The 14,764-nt window shown below is 69.0% G+C and carries 13 protein-coding genes; 6 read left to right on the forward strand and 7 right to left on the reverse strand.

Features of this window, described 5'->3' with window-relative positions; genetic code table 11:
- Positions 1-12 precede the first annotated feature (12 nt).
- Entirely contained in the window at positions 13-2,025 is a 2,013-nt protein-coding gene (locus O5O54_RS08245; RefSeq protein WP_279480560.1) for a pseudouridine synthase, read from the reverse strand.
- A gap of 68 nt (positions 2,026-2,093) precedes the next feature.
- On the opposite strand from O5O54_RS08245, the gene O5O54_RS08250 reads away from it, so the two are divergent.
- Positions 2,094-2,543, forward strand: coding sequence for a nucleoside deaminase (locus O5O54_RS08250; RefSeq protein ID WP_279480562.1), 450 nt, complete (start codon positions 2,094-2,096; stop codon positions 2,541-2,543).
- Positions 2,544-2,550: 7 nt separating this feature from the next.
- Here O5O54_RS08250 and O5O54_RS08255 read toward each other — a convergent pair whose 3' ends face one another.
- From O5O54_RS08255 to O5O54_RS08270, 4 genes are all read right to left on the reverse strand, one after another.
- On the reverse strand, positions 2,551-3,219 hold the full coding sequence (locus O5O54_RS08255) for a hypothetical protein (RefSeq protein WP_279480564.1): 669 nt from the start codon (positions 3,217-3,219) through the stop codon (positions 2,551-2,553).
- Positions 3,220-3,430: 211 nt separating this feature from the next.
- A complete protein-coding gene (gene ileS, locus O5O54_RS08260; protein ID WP_279480566.1) occupies positions 3,431-6,475 on the reverse strand; it encodes an isoleucine--tRNA ligase in 3,045 nt (1,014 codons plus the stop codon).
- Positions 6,476-6,748: 273 nt separating this feature from the next.
- Positions 6,749-7,729 (reverse strand): bifunctional riboflavin kinase/FAD synthetase, encoded by a 981-nt coding sequence (locus O5O54_RS08265; RefSeq protein ID WP_279480569.1) that lies wholly within the window; start codon positions 7,727-7,729, stop codon positions 6,749-6,751.
- On the reverse strand, positions 7,726-8,565 hold the full coding sequence (locus tag O5O54_RS08270) for a TIGR01459 family HAD-type hydrolase (protein ID WP_279480571.1): 840 nt from the start codon (positions 8,563-8,565) through the stop codon (positions 7,726-7,728). Before O5O54_RS08270 ends, O5O54_RS08265 begins: the two co-directional genes overlap by 4 nt.
- A gap of 238 nt (positions 8,566-8,803) precedes the next feature.
- On the opposite strand from O5O54_RS08270, the gene groES reads away from it, so the two are divergent.
- Positions 8,804-9,100 (forward strand): co-chaperone GroES, encoded by a 297-nt coding sequence (groES, locus tag O5O54_RS08275; protein ID WP_019996686.1) that lies wholly within the window; start codon positions 8,804-8,806, stop codon positions 9,098-9,100.
- Between the two features lie 78 nt (positions 9,101-9,178).
- On the forward strand, positions 9,179-10,822 hold the full coding sequence (gene groL / locus O5O54_RS08280; RefSeq protein ID WP_279480582.1) for a chaperonin GroEL: 1,644 nt from the start codon (positions 9,179-9,181) through the stop codon (positions 10,820-10,822).
- A gap of 199 nt (positions 10,823-11,021) precedes the next feature.
- Here groL and O5O54_RS08285 read toward each other — a convergent pair whose 3' ends face one another.
- Both O5O54_RS08285 and O5O54_RS08290 read right to left on the reverse strand, forming a co-directional pair.
- A complete protein-coding gene (locus O5O54_RS08285; RefSeq protein WP_279480584.1) occupies positions 11,022-11,486 on the reverse strand; it encodes a DUF29 domain-containing protein in 465 nt (154 codons plus the stop codon).
- A 77-nt stretch (positions 11,487-11,563) separates the two neighbouring features.
- The gene (locus O5O54_RS08290; RefSeq protein ID WP_279480586.1) at positions 11,564-12,028 is read right to left on the reverse strand and encodes a DUF29 domain-containing protein; all 465 of its coding nucleotides are present in this window, start codon (positions 12,026-12,028) and stop codon (positions 11,564-11,566) included.
- A 131-nt stretch (positions 12,029-12,159) separates the two neighbouring features.
- Between O5O54_RS08290 and O5O54_RS08295 the strand changes: the two genes are divergently transcribed.
- From O5O54_RS08295 to fumC, 3 genes are all read left to right on the forward strand, one after another.
- Complete coding sequence (locus O5O54_RS08295; RefSeq protein WP_279480588.1) at positions 12,160-12,936, forward strand: sulfite exporter TauE/SafE family protein; 777 nt, start codon at positions 12,160-12,162, stop codon at positions 12,934-12,936.
- Between the two features lie 86 nt (positions 12,937-13,022).
- Complete coding sequence (locus O5O54_RS08300; protein ID WP_279480590.1) at positions 13,023-13,217, forward strand: CsbD family protein; 195 nt, start codon at positions 13,023-13,025, stop codon at positions 13,215-13,217.
- A 142-nt stretch (positions 13,218-13,359) separates the two neighbouring features.
- Positions 13,360-14,751 (forward strand): class II fumarate hydratase, encoded by a 1,392-nt coding sequence (fumC, locus tag O5O54_RS08305; protein ID WP_279480591.1) that lies wholly within the window; start codon positions 13,360-13,362, stop codon positions 14,749-14,751.
- Positions 14,752-14,764 lie beyond the last annotated feature (13 nt).

The raw sequence follows: 14,764 nt of genomic DNA on the forward strand, positions 1-14,764 counted from the left end.
GGCCACGCGTGATCAGCCCTTGCGCGGGCCGGAGCGGGGTCCGGTGCGCGGGCCGTCGCCCTTCGGACGGAACGGCTTGTCGCCCATGCGCGGCCGGTCGCCGCCGCCGCGTCCCTCGCTCCGGGGCGGCCGTGCGCCGCGCGCCTCGTCCTCCTCGGCGCGCTTGCGGGCGCGTTCCTCGCGGGCGGCCTTGGTCTTCTCGCCGACGGCACGCGCGCCGGGGGCCATCCAGACATTGGCCGTGCGCCGGGGCGCCGAGGCCGGGCGGCGCGCCGGACGCTCGGCTCCCTCCGCCCCCTCGCGCGGCGGCTTGTCGCCGAAGGCGCGCGGCTTGCGCTCGCCCGCCGGCTTGTCGCCGCGCTTCTCGAAGGAGCGGCCTTCGCCGCGCGGCGCGCGCGTGTCGAGGCGCCCGAGGGCTTCCTCGCGCTTGGCCATGCCGAACTTCTTGCGGTTGGGACGCGGGGCGTCGGGCGAGTTGCTGACCCACTCGCTCTTGGCCGCACCCGAACGCTTCGGCGCCTCCTCGCCTTCGTCGGCGCGTCGCTTTTCGGCGACCACCGGCTTGTTGGAGAACGGGTTGACGATCGGCGCGTCGAAGTCGGCGCCCGCTTCCTCGATCAGGGTCGGACCGAGCTGCTCGCGCAGCATGCGGCCCTTGATCTCCTGCACGGCGCCCTCCTCCAGCTCGCCGAGCTGGAACGGCCCGAAGGAGAGGCGGATCAGGCGGTTCACGTCGAGGCCGAGATGGCCGAGCACCCGCTTGACCTCGCGGTTCTTGCCTTCGCGAAGGCCGACGGTGAGCCAGACGTTGGAGCCTTGTGTGCGGTCGAGCGTCGCCTCGATCGCGCCGTAGAAGACGCCGTCGACGGCGATGCCCTGGCGCAGCTCGTCGAGCTTCGCCTGATCGATCTCGCCATGGGCGCGCACGCGATAGCGCCGCAGCCAGCCGGTCGAGGGCAGCTCCAGAATGCGCGCAAGGCCGCCGTCGTTGGTCAGGAGCAGCAGGCCTTCGGTGTTGATGTCGAGGCGCCCGACGGTGAGGACCCGCGGCATGTCCTCCGGCAGGCGGTCGAACACGGTCGGCCGCCCCTCGGGGTCGCGATTGGTGGTGACGACGCCCGCCGGCTTGTGGAAGAGCCAGAGCCGGGTCCGCTCGATCGGCGGCAGCGGCTTGCCGTCGATCTCGATGCGATCCGCCGTCGTCACGTCCTGCGCCGGGCTGTCGAGGCGCTTGCCGTTCAGCGTGACGCGGCCGTCGGCGATCATGCCTTCCGCATCGCGGCGCGAGGCGATGCCGGCGCGTGCGAGGCGCTTGGCGATGCGCATCGTGCCGGACGCGCCGTCCTCGCCTTCCGCCTCGGGGCGGGTGCTGCGCGGACGCTCGCCGAGCGAACGGGGACGGCGCTCGGCGGCAGCACCGTCGTGGCTGAGGCGGCCGTAGGACCGGGGACGCTCGCCCCCCTCGCCGTCGCGCTTCGCACCGGCATGGGAGAACATGCCGCGCGAACGGGGCGTGAAAGGCTTGTCGCCGCGCTCGCCGCCTTCGGCACGAGGCTTGAAGGCACGCGCGGGACGCTCGCCCCCTTCGCTGCGCTCGCGCGGCGGACGATCGCCCGCCTCGGACCGATCGCGGAACGGCTTGAAACCACGGGCCGGACGATCGCCACCACCTTCCTCGCGCGGACGGAACGGACGGTCGCCACGCGGCGGACGATCGCCGCCCTCGGTGCGCTCGCCACGGGGCTTGAAGGCACGTGCCGGACGATCGCCGCCGCCTTCCTCGCGCGGACGGAACGGACGGTCGCCGCGCGGCGGACGATCGCCGCCCTCGGTGCGCTCGCCGCGAGGCTTGAAGGCACGGACCGGACGCTCGCCGCCGCCCGGACCACCCGGCCGCTTGCCGCCGGAGCCGCCCTTGAAGCCGCCGCCTTTGGACCCGCGTGGCCCGGAGCCGCCCTTGCCGCCGCCCTGACCCCGGCCCGCGCCGCCACGGCCGGATCGGCCGCCCTGGTTCTCGTCGCTCATCTTTTCGCTATGCCTTGTGTTCTCCGGCACGCATAGCAAACTCCCGCCCATCAAACGAGGGACCTTCTATGTCGCGCTTGAATTCGATGGAGGAGGCGCTCGCCGAGGCGCGGGCGGCGGCCTCGCGCGGCGAGACGCCGGTGGGCGCCGTGGTGGTCCTCGACGGCACTGTGGTCGGGCGCGGCGGCAACGAGACCCGCGCGCTGTTCGACCCGACCGCGCATGCCGAAATCCTGGCGATCCGGCGCGCCTGCGAGGCGGTGGGATCGGAGCGGCTCGTCGGGGCCGACCTCTACGTGACCTTGGAGCCGTGCGCCATGTGCGCGGCGGCGATCTCCTTCGCGCGCATCCGGCGCCTGTATTTCGGGGCGGGCGATCCGAAGGGCGGCGCGGTGGAGCATGGGCCACGCTTCTACGCGCAGCCGACCTGCCACCATGCGCCGGAGGTCTATTCCGGCATTGGCGAGACGGAAGCCGCCGCGCTCCTTCGCGACTTCTTCCGGTCTCGGCGCGATTGAGCCGAGATCAGAACGGCCAGAGGCTCTTCAGCTTGGAGCCGACCGATTCCGTGCCGCCGGAGCGACGCTGCTTGACGTCCTCGTCCACGCCCGGGTCGCCGACCGGCGCCGTGGCGGCGGGCTGGCGGTAGGCCAGCGGCGGCTCGGACAGGTAGCGACGCTGCGTGGGATCGCCCTGACGGCCGACGCGCGAGCGATCGTTGGCGGCGACGCGCTGGCCCGCCATGGTCTTGGACGAGAGCCAGCTGTTCTCCATCTCGGCCCGCTTGCCGACGGTCGAGACGACGGTCGGCGTCTCGCGCTCCATGCCTTCCTTGTCGGCCGTCATGAAGCCGACCGGCAGGGCGCCGTCGCGGTCGGGAGCGGCCGCGCGCAGGCGGGCGCGGCGCTGCTCGGGCGCTTCGGGCCAGTTGGCGTCGGCGCTCGCCGAGGCGGCCTCGCGCGGCGGCGGCAGCACGTCGCGCTTCTCCGACTTCACGAGCTCCGGGCGCGGCGCGTAGTCGACGCGCGCCTTGTTGGAGGAGCCGAGCGTCAGGATGCCGTCGAGGTCGTTGAAGAGCTGCTGGCCCTGGCTGGTGCCCGTGCCGTAGGTCGGCCCCATGCAGCCGGCCAGGCTCAGCGCCGCGCCGCCGATGGCCAACGTGCGAAGGCTCGCTCGAACGGTGGAGTGTTTCATGCCGGGCCATTCCCCTTTGGTGCACCGCCAAGCGTTCCGAACGGCCGCGCAGGTGTCATCCGCGCAGCCATATCCCGCACAATCCGGCGATTTTACGAAAAGCTTCTAGGCGAGAGCGGCCTTCGAGTCCAGAAACGGTCACGTTTCGGTTGACGCGAGGCGCATCCGCGCCAGGGAAGGGGCGGCGAGCGCCCCTCCCCGCTCCGCCGCGTCAGGCGGCGAGCGCCTCGGCCTTCAGCTCGCGCAACGCGTCGGCGTCGCGCGGGGTGACGTCGGGATAGTCCGGGTCGGTGCCGACCAGCGGCGACACCTTCCAGGACCTCGCGCATTTCCGGCCCTCGGCCTTGGCCGGCACCACCGCGATGCCCGGCGTGTCCGGCAGGGTGAAGGCTCCCTCCGGCGCGGCTTCGCCCGACAGGGCGATGTCGCTCGTGATCGCGATCTCCGCCAGGTCGATTTGTCCGAGGAGCGCGCGAAGGGCCTCGTCCTCCACATGCACCACCGGCGCGGCCTCCAGCGAGGAGCCAATCCGCTTGGCGCGGCGCTCCTCTTCCAGCGCTCCGGTGACGACCCGGCGCACGCGCCGGATCTGCCGCCAGCGGTCGGCGAGCGCCTCGTCCTTCCAGGCCGGATCGCAGGGCCGGAAGGCCTCCAGATGCACCGAGCGCGCCTGCTGGTAGCGGCTGAGCCAGGCCTCCTCCATGGTAAAGGGCAGGAGCGGCGCCAGCCAGGTGACCAAGCGGTCGAAGAGGATGCGCACGACCTGCAGCGCCGCCCGGCGGCGCACCGACGAGGGCGCGTCGCAATAGAGCGCGTCCTTGCGGATGTCGAAGTAGAAGGCCGAAAGCTCCACCACCATGAAGTCGAGGAGCGTCCGGGCGATGCGCTTGAAGTCGAAGGCGTCGTAGCTCTTGAGCACCGTAGTCTCGATCTCGGCGAGGCGATGCAGCATCAGCCGCTCCAGCTCCGGCATCTCGGCGAGCGGGACATCGTCGCCCCGGTCGTGCGCCAGGGTGCCGAGCATCCAGCGGATCGTGTTGCGCAGCTTGCGATAGGCGTCGACATTGGTCTGGAGGATCGTCTTGCCAAGACGCAGATCCTCCGAATAGTCCGACGACACGACCCAGAGGCGCAGGATGTCGGCGCCGGACTGGTTGATGACCTCCTGGGGCGTCACGACGTTGCCGAGGGACTTCGACATCTTGCGTCCCTCCTCGTCCATGACGAAGCCGTGCGTCAGCACGGCGTCGTAGGGCGCGCGCCCGCGGGTGCCGCAGGACTCCAGAAGCGAGGAGTGGAACCAGCCGCGATGCTGGTCGGAGCCTTCGAGATAGAGATCGGCCGGCCATTTCAGGTCGGGGCGCTTTTCCAGGCAGAAGGCGTGGGTGGAGCCGCTGTCGAACCAGACGTCGAGGATGTCGCGCACCATGGTCCAGCGCGCCGCGTCGTGCTCGTTGCCCAGAAACCGCTCCTTGGCGCCGTCGGCGAACCAGGCGTCGGCGCCCTCCTTGGCGAAGGCCTCCATGATGCGCGCGTTGACCGCCTCGTCCTTGAGGACCTCGCCGTCCTCGTCGGCGAAGACGCAGATCGGCACGCCCCAGGCGCGCTGGCGCGACAGGACCCAGTCCGGCCGGTCGGCGATCATGCCGCGCAGCCGGTTCTGACCGGTGGCGGGCACGAAGCGCGTGTCGTCGATGGCCTTGAGCGCGCGCGCACGCAGCGTGTCGCCGCCGGCGGACTTGCCGCCTTCGAGGCCGTAGCCGGCAAGGTCCTTGTCCATGTGGACGAACCATTGCGGCGTGTTGCGGAAGATCACCGGCTTCTTGGAGCGCCAGGAATGCGGGTACTGGTGCTTGAGCCGGCCGCGCGCCAGGAGCCGCCCGGCCGCCACCAGCGCGTCGATGACGCGCTTGTTGGCGTCGCCCTTCTTGCCCTTGTCGTCGATGACGCGGCCCGCGCCCCCGTCCGCGTCCGGCCCGAAGCCCGGCGCGTCCTTGGTGTAGAAGCCGTCGTCGTCCACCGGGAAGGGGATGGACGCGTCAATGCCGCGCGCCTCAATCTCGCGGCGCGCGGCGGTCCAGGCCTCGAAGTCCTCGCGGCCGTGGCTCGGCGCGGTGTGGACGAAGCCGGTGCCGGCGTCGTCCGTTACATGGTCGCCGGCAAGCAGCGGTACGGCGAAGCCGTAGCCGCCCGCCAGCCCTTTAAGAGGATGATCGCAGACGACCGCTGCGAGATCGGCGGCCGACACGTCGCGCAGGCGGCGGAACCCGCCGTCCGGCACGCGCGCCTTGGCCAGCGCATCGGCAGCCAGCGCGTCGGCCAGCACGAGCCGCTCGCCCTGCGCCGCCCAGCGCGGGTTCTGCGCGTCGTCCGCCGCCGTCACCTCGTAGAGGCCGTAGGCGACGCGGTCGGAGTAGGCGACCGCGCGATTGCCGGGAATGGTCCAGGGGGTCGTCGTCCAGATCACCACGGACGCGCCGTCGAGCGGACCCACATCGGGCGCACCGGCCTTCGGAAAGGCCGACTGGGCACCGCCGAAGGCCGCCGCATAGCCGTTCGAGGCCGGGCGGACGGGGAACTTCACCCAGATCGTGTCGGACTCGTAGTCCTGGTACTCGACCTCGGCCTCGGCGAGCGCGGTCTTTTCGACCACCGACCACATGACGGGCTTCGAGCCTCGGTAAAGCTGGCCGGACATGGCGAACTTCAGGAGCTCGCCGGCGATCACCGCCTCGGCCTCGTAGGCCATCGTGAGGTAGGGGTTCTTGAAGTCGCCCTCGACGCCGAGGCGCCGGAACTCGCCCGACTGGATGCCGACCCAGGCCTCCGCATAGGCGCGGCATTCCCGCCGGAAGGCGATCATGGCAGCCGAGTCCATGAGGTCGGGCTTCGGCTTGCCCTTGGAGCGGTAGTTCTCCTCCTCGATCTTCCACTCGATCGGCAGGCCATGGCAGTCCCAGCCCGGCACGTAGTTGGAATCGTAGCCCCGCATCTGGAAGGAGCGGGTGATCACGTCCTTCAGCACCTTGTTCAGCGCATGGCCGATGTGGAGGTGGCCGTTGGCGTAAGGAGGGCCGTCGTGGAGGATGTATTTCGGCCGACCGGCGGACTCCGCGCGCAGCGTGCCATAAAGGTCCATCTCGTCCCATCTGGCGATCCATCGCGGCTCGGCCTGGGGCAGGCCCGCGCGCATCGGGAATTCGGTCTCGGGCAGGAAGAGCGTCTTGGAATAGTCGGTCTCGGGATGGTCGGTCATGGCGGCGAACTCTTGAGAGAAGCGTCGCTGCGGGGCTTCGGGCGCCCGGGGTCTCGCGCGGCGACGGCAGAATGCTGAGGAGGCCCGGATCGTGTCTCGTCCGGGCGCGGCACGTCGTCCCGGCTCCGGCGGCGCCTGTCAGCGCCGGCGCGGAACCGGGCGGCTAATTCGTGCCGGAGCGCGCAAGGGGGCGCCGTGCGGCAGGGTGGCCGGTCTGTCCATGGCCGCTCTCTATCAAAGGGTGCGGCTCCGATCCAAGGACTTTTCGCGCTTTCAGAACGCCACGGCGGCGTCGAGCGGAGAGAGCGGCCGGGCGCCGGCGAGCAGCGCACGGGCCTCCGCGCTGTCGAGATCCATCCGCCGGACCAGAGCCTCGACCGAATCGAACCGCTCCTCCCCGCGGATGAAGCCGAACAGCGAGACCGACACCGCCTCGCCATAGAGGTCGCCGGCGAAGTCGAACAGGAAGGTCTCGAAGAGCGCCGCCCCGTTGTCGAAGGTCGGGCGACGGCCGTAGCTCGCCACGCCGTCATGGAGCGTGCCGTCGGCCCGGCGCAGGCGCACGGCATAGATGCCGTGGGCGAGGAGCCCGTCGTCGGGCAGGACCATGTTGGCCGTGGGATAGCCGAGCGTGCGGCCGAGCTTGGCGCCGTGGCCGATCGTGCCCTCGATCGTCCAGCGATAGCCGAGGAGCGCGGCAGCCGCCGCCACGTCGGCGTTCATCAGGTCCTCGCGGATGCGGCTGGAGGAGACCGTGTTCGCGCCCTCATCCACGAAGGGCGCGATGCAGGTGACCGCCATGCCGAGTTCGGCGCCGCGCGCGCGCAGGAAGTCGACGTCGCCCTGACGCCGTGCCCCGAAGCGGAAGTCGTAGCCGACGACGAGATGGCGCGCGCCGAGATCGCGGTGGAGCGTGTCGGCGACGAAGGCTTCGGCGGGATGGGCGGCGAAGTCCATGTCGAACCGCTGCTCCACCACGGCATCGACGCCGAGATGGCCGAAGAGGCGGGCCTTCAGCGGCGCCGGCGTCAGGCGCTGCACCGGGTGCTGCGGGCGGAACACGGTGCGCGGATGCGGCTCGAAGGTCAGGACGAGGCGCGGCGCGCCCTCGCGATCGGCCAGGGTCGACAGGGTCTCGATCACGGCCTGGTGGCCGCGATGGACACCGTCGAAATTGCCGATGGCCACCACGCCGCCGCGCAGCTCGGGCGGAAGCGACCCGGCACCCGGCACCCGGCTCGCAGGACCGCTCATCGCAGCGCGGGCATGACGAAGCGGGCGCCGACGCCGCGCTTCAGGAGTTCGGCCGACAGGAGCACGGGGTCGCCGATCGCCTCGGCCAGTTCGTCCCGGTGGATCCCGTGCGAGATGAACAGGCAGTCGGCCCCGTGATTGTTGGCGCCCAGCACGTCCGTCATCATCCCGTCGCCGACGCAGAGCACCCGGGCACCCTCGCCCACGTGTCTGCGGGCGACCTCGTAGATCGGCGCATGCGGCTTGCCCGCCAGATGCACCGTGCCGCCGAGCGAGGCGTAGACGGCGGCCACGGCTCCCGCGCAGGGGATCAGCCGGTCGCCGATATGGACCACGATGTCGGGATTGGCGCAGATCATCGGGAGGCCGCGCGCGACGAGCCGCTCGAGCAGCGGACGGTAGTCCTCCGGATCCTCCGTCCGATCGTCGGCAAGGCCGGTGCAGACGATCGCCTGTGCGCTCGTCTCGCTTTCCAGAACGAGGCCGAGCCCGTCGAAGATGTCGAGATCGCGCTCGGGGCCGATGTGGAGGACGTGCCGGGAGCCGGCCTCGATCAGGGCGCGCGTCGCGTCCCCCGAAGTCACGATGGCGTCGAAGGCCTCGCGCGTGACGCCGAGGCCCGCGATCTGGCGCTCGACGCCGTCCGACAGGCGGGGAGAGTTGGTGAGGAGAACGACCTGTTTGCCCGCCCGTCGCGCCGCGGCCAGCGCCGAAACGGCCGCCGGATGGCTGGCGACCCCGTCGTGCACCACGCCCCAGACGTCGCAGAACAGCGCGTCGTAGCCGGAGAAGACCTCGTCGAGGCTCTCGATCGCGCGCATCGCGCCCTCGGTCATGGATGGCTCCGGCGTTTCCCTCAAGGTGCCCCGCGATATCGGAGCGCGGGGGCCGGGGTCAAGCAAGGCAGACCGCGTGCGACCTTGTGCGAAACTGACGCCGACCTTGACAGCGCGGGGGCCGATCCCCTATTTCACCGCCCGTTAGCACTCGGCTCATGCGAGTGCCAGAGATCGGAACGGGTGCGCCCCGGCGGCCTGTTTCTTGTATCAAGCCTTTTGAGAAGGTTCGACTGAGATGGCCAATGTGAACTTCCGCCCCCTGCATGACCGCGTCGTCGTGCGGCGCGTCGAGTCCGAATCGAAGACCGCCGGCGGGATCATCATTCCGGACACCGCCAAGGAGAAGCCGCAGGAAGGCGAAATCGTGGCGGTCGGCGCCGGCGCGCGCGACGAGACCGGCAAGGTCAACCCGCTGGAGGTCAAGGCCGGCGACCGCATCCTGTTCGGCAAGTGGTCGGGCACCGAGATCAAGCTCGGCGGCGAAGACCTCCTGATCATGAAGGAATCCGACATCCTCGGGATCGTCGGCTGACCTGATCGCCTCAAACCCTTCCCTTTCTTCCATTGAAACGGCGCGAGGCTTCATGAGCCGCGCCGAGGAGACGAGACCATGGCACCCAAGGACGTAAAGTTCGGTCGTGACGCCCGCGAGCGCATGCTGCGCGGCGTCGACATCCTCGCCGACGCGGTGAAGGTCACGCTCGGCCCCAAGGGCCGCAACGTCGTGATCGACAAGTCGTTCGGCGCTCCGCGGATCACCAAGGACGGCGTGTCCGTCGCCAAGGAGATCGAGCTGGAGGACAAGTTCGAGAACATGGGCGCCCAGATGGTGCGCGAAGTGGCCTCGAAGACCAACGACAAGGCCGGCGACGGCACCACCACCGCGACCGTGCTGGCCCAGGCGATCGTCCGCGAGGGCGCCAAGGCCGTGGCCGCCGGCATGAACCCGATGGACGTCAAGCGCGGCATCGACGCGGCGGTCTCCAAGGTCGTCGAGACGCTGGTCTCCTCGGCCCGCAAGATCGAGACCTCCGACGAGGTCGCCCAGGTCGGCACCATCTCGGCCAACGGCGAGAAGGAAATCGGCCAGATGATCGCCTCGGCGATGCAGAAGGTCGGCAACGAGGGTGTCATCACCGTCGAGGAAGCCAAGACCGCCGAGACCGAGCTCGAGGTCGTCGAGGGCATGCAGTTCGACCGCGGCTACCTCTCGCCGTACTTCGTCACCAACGCCGAGAAGATGGTGGCCGACCTCGAGGACGCCTACATCCTCCTGCACGAGAAGAAGCTCTCCAACCTCCAGGCGATGCTCCCGGTCCTCGAGGCCGTGGTGCAGTCCTCGCGTCCGCTCGTCATCATCGCCGAGGACGTCGAGGGCGAGGCTCTGGCCACGCTCGTCGTCAACAAGCTGCGTGGCGGCCTGAAGATCGCCGCCGTGAAGGCGCCGGGCTTCGGCGATCGCCGCAAGGCGATGCTCGAGGACATCGCGATCCTCACCGGCGGCCAGGTCATCTCCGAGGACCTCGGCATCAAGCTCGAGAACGTCACGCTCGACATGCTCGGCCGCGCCAAGAAGGTCTCCATCACCAAGGAGAACACCACGATCGTCGACGGCAACGGTGAAGCCGACGGCATCAAGGCCCGCGTCTCGCAGATCAAGCAGCAGATCGAGGAGACCACCTCGGACTACGACCGCGAGAAGCTCCAGGAGCGCCTGGCCAAGCTCGCGGGCGGCGTCGCGGTGATCCGCGTCGGCGGCTCGACCGAGGTCGAGGTCAAGGAGAAGAAGGACCGCGTCGACGACGCGCTCAACGCGACCCGCGCGGCCGTGGAAGAGGGCATCGTCCCGGGCGGCGGCGTGGCTCTCTTGCGCGCCTCCAACGCCGTGGACCTCAAGGGCGAGAACGCCGACCAGGACGCCGGCATCGCCATCGTCCGCAAGGCGCTTCAGGCCCCAATCCGTCAGATCGTCCAGAACGCCGGTGGCGAGGGCTCGATCGTGGTCGGCAAGATCCTCGACAACGGCTCGCTGACCTACGGCTACAACGCCCAGACGGGCGAGTACGGCGACATGATCCAGTCGGGCATCGTCGACCCGGTCAAGGTCGTGCGCTCGGCGCTCCAGGACGCGGCCTCGGTCGCGGGTCTCCTGGTCACCACCGAAGCCATGATCTCCGAGGCCCCCAAGAAGGACTCGGGCGCTCCGGCCATGCCGGGCGGCGGCATGGGCGGCATGGGCGGCATGGACTTCTAAGTCCGACAGGGCTTAGGAGGCCGTAAAGCCGCCCGTCACGAAGCGTGCTGAAACCGGGCAAGCCCGGTTTCAGGTGGCGGCATGGACTTCTAAGTCCGGCTGTTCAGCTCGGCTGAATGGAATGAAGGCCCGGCGGAGCGATCCGCCGGGCCTTTTCGATTCCGCAGCCGGCGAGGGCATCGTCCCGGGCGGACGGGGATCACCCTGGCAAGAAGTCCTGATCGCGGAACTGGTCGAGCGAGTAGGGACAGCCGATGGGAAACACGTCGAGCGCAAGCCGCGTCTCGATGGACGCTTCGCGGCGCGCCGTTCGATAGGCCTCGTCCGCGATCGCCTCGGCAGTCGCCTTCAAGGATGGATTGTCATGCTCGCGGTCGAGGATGTTGGCCCGCTCGCGCACGATCGTGAGCTGCCAGGATCGGGACCGACGCGCCGGTTGGAACTGCCACTTGAGGAGATGCGCAATCAGGACGCGGTAGCTCGACCGAAGAGCGTTGCGCTGCTCGCGTCCCATGCTCTCCACCTCTTCCACCAGATTGGCGAGATCCAACTCCCCGAAACGCCTCAGACGCAGAAGCTCTGCCTGTTCGAAGGCCCAGTCGTGGAAGTCGTCCTCGTAGTCCGTGGGCGAGGCGAAGTAGGGCTTTTCCTTGGCGAGGCTCATGGGTGCGCCCTCTCTCTTATCGTCATCAAGCTGACCTCGACATCGTCGTATCGTGAGAAATGGCTCGCCCACCCGATCTAATCCGGCAGGAAGTCCTCATCCCGAAGCTGCGCCAGCACATAAGGACAAACCGTTGGAAACACGCCGCGATCTAGACCCGTCTCGATGCCGGCTTCCTTTCGCGCGTCGGCGTAGACCTCGGCGACAATCTCGGAAGCCGTCGCTCCAAGACTCGGATTGCGCTTCTCGCGCCTCCCGATGTTGTTTCGCTCGCGAAGAATGGTGAGCTGCCACGATCGCGACCGCCGCTCGGGCTGGAACTGCCATTTCAAAAGATGAAAGATCAGGAGGCGATAGCTGGACTCCAGCGCGTGCCGCTGCTCGCTTCCCATGCTCTCCACCTCCTCCACGAGATTGGCGAGATCCAACTCCCCGAAGCGCTTCAGACGCAGAAGCTCGGCCTGTTCGAAGGCCCAGGCGTGGAAGTCGTCCTCGTAGTCGGTGGGCGAGGCGAAGTAGGGTTTCTCCTTGGCGAGGCTCATGGGCGGCGCTTCCCCGTTCGGTTGCAACGAAATCTAGCGCCCCCGCCGTCGTTTTGCACGGGCCTGTGCATTGTCAGCGCCCGCTTCACGCTCCAATAAGCCCCTTCGGTCGCATCGCGGGGGCGGTTTATTTGAGCGAGTTCTTCATCTTCTTCTTCGTCGGCGCGCTGGCGCAGCTCGTGGACGGCGCGCTGGGCATGGCCTACGGCGTCATCTCCTCCACCGTGCTGCTCAGCTTCGGCGTGCCGCCATCGGTCGCCTCGGCCTCGGTCCATACGGCCGAGCTCTTCACCACCGCCGCGTCCGGCACGGCCCATATCGCCAACCGCAACATCGACTGGAAGCTGTTCCGCCGCCTCGTACCCTTCGGCGTCGTGGGCGGCGTGGTGGGGACCTATGTCCTGACCTCGGTGGACGGATCGACCATCCGGCCGTTCGTCGCCGCCTATCTCGGCATCATCGGGGTAATGCTGACGCTGCGCTCGTTCCGAAGGATCCCGCGCGCGGCGACACCCATGCACCTCGTGCCGCCGCTGGGCGCCGCCGGCGGGTTCCTTGATTCGGTCGGCGGCGGCGGCTGGGGGCCGATCGTCACCTCGGGCCTTCTCGGGGCGGGCGGACAGCCGCGCTACGTCATCGGCACGGTGAACGCGGCCGAGTTCCTGGTCACGCTCGCGGTCTCGCTGTCGTTCCTCTTGGCGCTCCTGACCGGTCATTGGGAGGAGGCGGGCGACCTATCCACCCACGCGCTCTCGGTTCTCGGCCTGATCGCCGGCGGCATCCTGGCCGCGCCGCTGGCCGGCTATGCCGTGCGCCGCATCCCCGAGCGCCTGCTCCTGCGCATCGTCGGCCTTCTCATCTGCGTTCTCTGCGTGCAGCAGATCGTCTCGCTCCTTACACAAATGTAATCCTTGGCCAGGAACCTATTTTCGAAACCCTCGTTTTTCTCCCCGAAGTCGGCAGACGCTGACACATCAACGAACGGAGACTTCCGATGGTCGATAAGAATCAGGTCCAGGGCGGCGCCAAGGAAATCGGCGGCAAGATCAAGGAAGCCGCCGGTAAGGTCGTCGGCAACGACCGCCTCCAGGCCGAGGGCATGGCCGACCAGGCCGAGGGCAAGACCCAGAAGAACTACGGCAAGGTCAAGGACGCCATGAAGGACGAGGTCGGCCTGAAGAAGCACTGATCGCAATACAATCGTTTGAGTGGGAAAAGCCGGCCGAAAGGCCGGTTTTTTCGTTGCGCCGGCGGTTTCTCGCGCCCGCTCGCCGTGGTAACGCCGCTCGGACGGCCCGGCGCAACGCGGGCGGCTTTCCGAGGGGAACGCGATGACCAACACCCGGCGCGAGACCGATTCCATCGGTGCGATCGACGTGGCCACCGACCGCTACTGGGGCGCGCAGACAGAGCGCTCGCTCAACAACTTCCGCATCGGCACCGACAAGCAGCCCATTGCCGTGATCCACGCGCTGGCGACCGTCAAGAAGGCAGCCGCGCGCGTCAACCAGGGCTACGGCAAGCTCGACGCCAAGCTGGCGGACGCGATCGTCGCCGCCGCGGACGAGGTGATCTCGGGCAAGCTCGACGACCACTTCCCGCTCGTGGTCTACCAGACCGGCTCGGGCACCCAGACCAACATGAACGTCAACGAGGTCATCTCCAACCGCGCCATCGAGGCGCTGGGCGGCGAGATGGGCTCCAAAAAGCCGGTCCACCCGAACGACCACGTCAACATGGGCCAGTCGTCCAACGACGTGTTCCCGACCGCGATCCACGTCGCCGTCGCGATCGAGGCGACGAGCCGTGTCCTCCCGGCCATCGACAAGCTCCATGCCGCGCTCGACAAGAAGGCGAAGGAATTCGACCACATCATCAAGATCGGCCGCACCCACACGCAGGATGCGACCCCGATCACGCTCGGACAGGAGTTCTCCGGCTACGCGGCGGCGCTGAAGCTTGGGCGTCGTCGCATCGAACAGGCGATCGAGGACGTCTACGCGCTGGCGCAAGGCGGCACGGCGGTCGGCACCGGCCTCAACGCCCCGGTCGGCTTCGACGTGAAGATCGCGGGCGAGATCGCCAAGCTGACGGGCCTGCCCTTTCGCACGGCCGAGAACAAGTTCGAGGCTCTGGCCTCGCACGGTGCGCTGACCTTCTTCCACGGCTCGCTCAACGCGCTGGCGACCGACCTCTTCAAGATCGCCAACGACATCCGCTTCCTCGGCTCTGGCCCGCGTTCGGGCCTCGGCGAGCTGTCGCTGCCCGAGAACGAGCCGGGCTCCTCCATCATGCCGGGCAAGGTGAACCCGACGCAGGCGGAAGCCCTCACCATGCTCTGCGCCGAGGTGTTCGGCCACGAGACCACGGTGACGGTCGCCTCGTCCCAGGGTCATTTCGAGCTCAACGTCTTCAAGCCGGTGATCGCGAATGCCGTCCTGTCCTCGATCCGCCTCCTGGCGGACGGCATGGATTCGTTCCGCGAGCATTGCGTCGACGGCATCAAGGCCAACGAGGACCGCATCAAGTCGCTGATGGAGCAGTCGCTGATGCTGGTGACGGCCCTCGCCCCGACCATCGGCTACGACAATGCCGCGACCATCGCGAAGACCGCTCACAAGAAGGGCACGACCCTGCGCGAGGAGGCCCTCGCTTCCGGCCTCGTGTCGGGCGAGGACTACGACCGGATCGTCGATCCGGCGGCGATGACCCGCCCGGGCTGAGCGCCCGCGCCGA

The organism is Aureimonas sp. SK2 (assembly GCF_029813115.1).
In the GTDB taxonomy this organism is placed as follows: Bacteria; Pseudomonadota; Alphaproteobacteria; order Rhizobiales; family Rhizobiaceae; genus Aureimonas.

Excerpts from the sequence above, each read along its gene's own strand:
- O5O54_RS08270 (WP_279480571.1), bottom strand. The coding sequence starts at position 8,565 with ATGACCGAGGGCGCGATGCGCGCGATCGAGAGCCTCGACGAGGTCTTC.
- groES (WP_019996686.1), top strand. The coding sequence starts at position 8,804 with ATGGCCAATGTGAACTTCCGCCCCCTGCATGACCGCGTCGTCGTGCGG.
- groL (WP_279480582.1), top strand. The coding sequence starts at position 9,179 with ATGGCACCCAAGGACGTAAAGTTCGGTCGTGACGCCCGCGAGCGCATG.
- O5O54_RS08245 (WP_279480560.1), bottom strand. The coding sequence starts at position 2,025 with ATGAGCGACGAGAACCAGGGCGGCCGATCCGGCCGTGGCGGCGCGGGC.
- O5O54_RS08300 (WP_279480590.1), top strand. The coding sequence starts at position 13,023 with ATGGTCGATAAGAATCAGGTCCAGGGCGGCGCCAAGGAAATCGGCGGC.
- O5O54_RS08290 (WP_279480586.1), bottom strand. The coding sequence starts at position 12,028 with ATGAGCCTCGCCAAGGAGAAACCCTACTTCGCCTCGCCCACCGACTAC.
- O5O54_RS08250 (WP_279480562.1), top strand. The coding sequence starts at position 2,094 with ATGTCGCGCTTGAATTCGATGGAGGAGGCGCTCGCCGAGGCGCGGGCG.
- fumC (WP_279480591.1), top strand. The coding sequence starts at position 13,360 with ATGACCAACACCCGGCGCGAGACCGATTCCATCGGTGCGATCGACGTG.
- O5O54_RS08255 (WP_279480564.1), bottom strand. The coding sequence starts at position 3,219 with ATGAAACACTCCACCGTTCGAGCGAGCCTTCGCACGTTGGCCATCGGC.
- ileS (WP_279480566.1), bottom strand. The coding sequence starts at position 6,475 with ATGACCGACCATCCCGAGACCGACTATTCCAAGACGCTCTTCCTGCCC.
- O5O54_RS08265 (WP_279480569.1), bottom strand. The coding sequence starts at position 7,729 with ATGAGCGGTCCTGCGAGCCGGGTGCCGGGTGCCGGGTCGCTTCCGCCC.
- O5O54_RS08285 (WP_279480584.1), bottom strand. The coding sequence starts at position 11,486 with ATGAGCCTCGCCAAGGAAAAGCCCTACTTCGCCTCGCCCACGGACTAC.